The 4,758-nt window shown below is 69.4% G+C and carries 5 protein-coding genes and 1 pseudogene; 4 read left to right on the plus strand and 2 right to left on the minus strand.

All coding sequences use genetic code 11. From position 1 onward, the window contains the following. Positions 1–2,154, minus strand: a 2,154-nt coding sequence (pepN, locus tag AC2VNT_RS17190) for an aminopeptidase N (RefSeq protein WP_486948005.1), incomplete at its 3' end; no start/stop codon positions are given. A gap of 138 nt (positions 2,155–2,292) precedes the next feature. Between pepN and AC2VNT_RS17195 the strand changes: the two genes are divergently transcribed. From AC2VNT_RS17195 to AC2VNT_RS17210, 4 genes are all read left to right on the plus strand, one after another. Then, positions 2,293–2,508, plus strand: a complete 216-nt coding sequence (locus tag AC2VNT_RS17195; protein ID WP_486948006.1) for a hypothetical protein — start codon at positions 2,293–2,295, stop codon at positions 2,506–2,508. Positions 2,509–2,636: 128 nt separating this feature from the next. After that, positions 2,637–3,248, plus strand: coding sequence for a mycothiol-dependent nitroreductase Rv2466c family protein (locus AC2VNT_RS17200; RefSeq protein WP_486948007.1), 612 nt, complete (start codon positions 2,637–2,639; stop codon positions 3,246–3,248). A gap of 45 nt (positions 3,249–3,293) precedes the next feature. Then, positions 3,294–3,773: a ribose-5-phosphate isomerase gene (locus tag AC2VNT_RS17205; protein ID WP_486948008.1), complete on the plus strand. Its 480-nt coding sequence runs from the start codon at positions 3,294–3,296 to the stop codon at positions 3,771–3,773. A gap of 1 nt (position 3,774) precedes the next feature. After that, on the plus strand, positions 3,775–4,581 hold the full coding sequence (locus AC2VNT_RS17210; protein ID WP_486948009.1) for an Fpg/Nei family DNA glycosylase: 807 nt from the start codon (positions 3,775–3,777) through the stop codon (positions 4,579–4,581). Positions 4,582–4,611: 30 nt separating this feature from the next. Here the strand turns inward: AC2VNT_RS17210 and AC2VNT_RS17215 are convergent. Beyond that, a pseudogene (locus tag AC2VNT_RS17215) lies at positions 4,612–4,758 on the minus strand (esterase); the annotation flags it as partial.

Below are 4,758 nucleotides of genomic sequence, written 5' to 3' on the forward strand. Positions count from 1 at the left end.
GTCGATGAACGGGGTGGCCGCCTGGTCGGCGTCGACCGCACCGGATCGGGCCAGCGCGGTGACGATCCGCCAGCGCAGGTCGGTGTCCACGGTCAGCCCGGCCAGGCCGTGCGCCGCCGGGTCGGCGTCGAGCAGCGCCGCCAGCACGTCGGTGTGTCGTGTCGCCAGCACCGAGGTGCACAGCGCGTTGAGGAAGGCCAACTGGTGATCCGAGCCGGCTTCGGCGCCGCGGGCCAGTTCCAGCAGCCGGTCGGCGAACGCCGGCCAGCCTTCGGCGGCGGCCCAGCCCGGTTCGGCGTAGGACCCGAGCGCGGTCTGAGCCTGCAGCAGCAGCCGCTGCGCCACCCCCACCTCGGTCTCGGCGCCGATGCCACGGGAGACCAGCGCCAGGAAGTCGCGGGCGCGCAGTTCGGCCTCCCGGGTCATCTCCCAGGCCGCCGACCACACCAGGGTGCGCGGCAGCGACTCGGTGATGTCGGCGATGCGATCGACAGCGACCCCCAGTGAGTCAGGGTCCAGCCGCACCGCGCAGTAGGTCAGGTCGTCGTCGTTGACCAGGACCAGCTTGCCCCGCGAAACACCCACCAGCGCAGGGACATCCGTGCTCGGTCCGGCGATGTCGATCTCTTCGCGGTGCCTCCGCGTCAGCTTGCCCGATCCGTCTGCGTTCTCGGCGTCGTAGATGCCGATAGCCAGCCGGTGCACCCGGGTCTCCCCGGCGCCGGGTGCGGCGCCGCTCTGGGTGACCGCGAACCGGCTGAATCGCCCGGCGTCGTCGACGTCGAAATCGGCGCGCAGCGTGTTCAGCCCGGTGGTCTTCAGCCACTGCCGGCCCCAGTCCGACAGGTCCCGGCCGGAGGCCTGCTCCAGCGCGGCCAGCAGGTCGTCGAAGGTGGCGTTGCCGAACGCGTGCTTGCCGAAGTAGTCCCGCAGTCCGGCGAGGAAGTGCTCCAGCCCGACGTAGGCGACCAGCTGCTTGAGCACCGAGGCGCCCTTGGCGTAGGTGATGCCGTCGAAGTTGACCTCGACGGCGGCCAGATCCGGGATGTCGGCGGCGATCGGATGCGTCGACGGCAGCTGGTCCTGCCGGTAGGCCCAGGATTTCTCCGCGTTGGCGAACGTCGTCCAGGCGCCGGTGTACTCGGTGGCCCGGGTCTGGCAGAGCACCGACGCGAACGTCGCGAACGACTCGTTGAGCCACAGGTCGTCCCACCAGCGCATGGTGACCAGGTCGCCGAACCACATGTGCGCCATCTCGTGCAGCACCGTCTCGGCGCGGCGCTCATACGACGCCCGGGTGACCTTGCTGCGGAAGACATAGTCCTCCAGGAAGGTCACCGCGCCGGCGTTCTCCATCGCGCCGGCGTTGAACTCCGGCACGAACACCTGGTCGTACTTGCCGAACGCATACGGGATGCCGAAGTTGGCGTGGTAGAAGCCGAAGCCCTGCTTGGTCTCGGTGAACAGCCGCTCGGCGTCCATGTGCTGGGCCAGCGACGCCCGGCAGAACAGGCCCAACGGGATCTCGCCGTGCTCGTCGCGGTAGGTGTCGGTCCAGGTCCCGTACGGGCCGGCGATCAGCGCCACCAGATAACTGCTCAGCTTCGGCGTGACGGCGAAGGCGTGCACGCCGTTGTCGACGTCGACGGTGGCGCCGTTGGAGACCACCTGCCAGTGCGCCGGCGCGGTGACGCTGATGTCGAAGCTCGCCTTGAGGTCCGGCTGGTCGAAGCAGGCGAACATCCGCTTAGCGTCGGCGGTCTCGAACTGCGAGTACAGATACACCTCGTCGTCGACCGGGTCGACGAACCGGTGCAGCCCCTCGCCGGTGTTGGAGTAGCGGCAGTCCGCGTCGATCTCGACCACGTTGTGTTCGGCCAGGCCGGTCAGCGCGATGCCGGTGGATTCGTCGTAGGCCGAGACGTCGAGGTCCCGGCCGTTGAGGGTCGCGCTGTAGACGGTGTCGGCGGCGATGTCGATCACCGTGTCGGCGCCGGCCGGAGCGGAGAAGGCGACGCTGGTGGTGGAGCGGAAGGTGCGCTCGCCGGGCCTGCCGTTGCCATCGGTGAGGTCGAGGTGGATCCGATAGCTGTCGACGGTGAGTTGTGCGGCGCGCTCGGCTGCCTGGTCGCGGGTGAGGTTGGGGAGTGCCACGAGGTCAACACTAAACGCCGTGCCCGGCTGTGCCGACGCGGTGCCCCGTCGTGGCGACGCCAACCGGTCATGTGATGTTCACCCGTCGTCAACCGGGCATTCGCAGGTCAGGGCCGTGTCTGTGTCACCCTACGCCGGGTGAACTTCAAGGTGGTCTTCGCGGGGCGACGAGGTGCAACCTCCACGAGGAAGTACAAGGGCACCGACACCTACGAGATCCTCACCGGCGGAGTGCTCCGGGTCGAGGTGCAGCGGCCGCAGGAGCGGGGCGTGCACTGTTTTGCGCCCGGCCACTGGGTCGAGGTGTCCGAGGGGCTCGACCCGATCACGCCGCAGCTCGAACCGGGCGATTAGTCCGGCCGTCGGCGGCCCGGGGAACACCGACCGGGTTGGCATAGTTGTTCCCGACGGACGTTGTTCCCGACGGACGTTGTTCCCGACGGACGTTGTTCCCGACGAAGCCGCAGATCGGAAGGATTCTCATGCCCGGCAAATCCCGAGCCGATTTCTGGTTCGATCCGCTCTGCCCGTGGTGCTGGATCACCTCACGCTGGATTCTCGAGGTGGAGAAGGTCCGCGATATCGAGGTGAAGTTCCACGTGATGAGCCTGGCGGTGCTCAACGAGAACCGGGACGACCTCTCCGACGAGTACCGCGAGGGCCTGAAGAAGGCGTTCGGCCCGGTGCGGGTGGCCATCGCCGCCGAGCAGGCCAACGGCAACGACATCCTGCTGCCGCTCTACACCGCGATGGGCACCCGGATTCACAACCAGAACAACAAGGAGCTGCCGGACGTCATCGCGGGCGCGCTTGCCGAGGTGGGACTGCCGGCCGAGTTGGCTAAGGCGGCCGAGACCGACGGCTACGACGAGGCGCTGCGCAGAAGCCACCACGCCGGGATGGACCCGGTCGGCGACGACGTCGGCACCCCGACCATCCACGTGAACGGGGTGGCGTTCTTCGGCCCGGTGCTCTCCCGGATCCCGCGTGGCGAGCAGGCCGGCGAGCTGTGGGACGCGTCGGTGACGTTCGCGTCCTACCCGCACTTCTGGGAGCTCAAACGCACCCGGTCCGAGTCTCCGGAGTTCGACTGACCCGGCAAGGGCGCCCGCCGGCGGGGAGTGGAAAGATTCCGCACCATGCGCGTCTACCTGGGGTCGGACCACGCCGGCTACGAACTCAAGCAGCAGATCATCGAGCACCTGACCAAAGCCGGACACCAGCCGGTCGACTGCGGGGCGTACCACTACGACGCCGAGGACGACTACCCGGCGTTCTGCATCGCCGCGGCCAGCCGCACCGTCGCCGACCCGGAGAGCCTGGGCATCGTGATCGGCGGCTCCGGCAACGGTGAGCAGATCGCGGCCAACAAGGTGCCCGGCGTCCGCTGCGCGCTGGGCTGGAACACCGAGACCGCGTCGCTGGCCCGCCAGCACAACAACGCGCAGGTGATCGGCGTCGGCGCCCGGATGCACACCGTCGCCGACGCGCTGAAGATCGTCGACGCGTTCCTCTCCGCTCCGTGGTCGAAGGCCGAGCGCCACCAACGGCGCATCGACATCCTGGCCGACTACGAACGCACCCACCAGCCGCCGCCGGTGCCCGGCCCGCCGACCTGACGTGCCCGAGGGGCACATCCTGCACCGGCTGGCCCGGCTGCATCAGCGCCGCTACGCCGGCGCACCGGTGGTGCTGTCCAGCCCGCAGGGCCGGTTCACCGACGGTGCGGCCCGGGTCGGCGGCCGGGTGCTCACCGGCGCCGACGCCTGGGGCAAGCACCTGTTCCACCGCTACACCGGCGGGCTGGCCGTGCATGTGCACCTGGGCATCTACGGTGCGTTCAGCGAGTTCTACCTGCCGGCGGACGGGCCGACGCCCGAGCCGGTCGGGCAGGTGCGGATGCGGATGGTCGGCGCGGAGTACGGCACCGATTTGCGTGGACCGGCCCGCTGCGAGGTGCTGGACGAGCCGCAGGTCGCCGGGGTGATCGCCCGGCTCGGTCCGGACCCGCTGCGCCGCGATGCCGATCCGGGACTGGCCTGGAAGCGAATCGCCAAGTCCCGCAAGCCGATTGCCGCGCTGTTAATGGACCAGTCGGTGATCGCCGGGGTCGGCAACGTCTACCGCAGCGAGCTGCTGTTCCGGCACCGGATCGATCCCTACACCGCGGGGACCGCCATCGGCGAGGCCGACTTCGGTGCGCTGTGGGCAGACCTGGTGGCGCTGATGCGGATCGGGCTGCGCCGCGGCAACATCGTCGTGGTCCGGCCGGAAGACGACCACGGCGCACCCGCGTACGCGTCCGGCAAACCGCGCACCTACGTGTACCGCCGGGCCGGTGACCCGTGCCGGATCTGCCGGACGACGGTGCGCACCGCCGAGTTGGAGGGCCGCAACCTGTACTGGTGCCCGACCTGTCAGGGCTGACCGGCGGTTGTCAGGCGTGACCCGCCGCGCTCAGCCCAGGCCGAGCGATGCGTAGACCGCGTTGATCAAGGCGACGCTGCGCGGATCACAGCCCGACTCGGCGATGTCGTAGTGGTTCATCACGTAGGCGTAGCCGATCCGGTTCTCCAGATCGACGAAGCCGAACGACCCACCGGC

It is taken from the genome of Mycobacterium sp. TH-M15, from assembly GCF_057473705.1.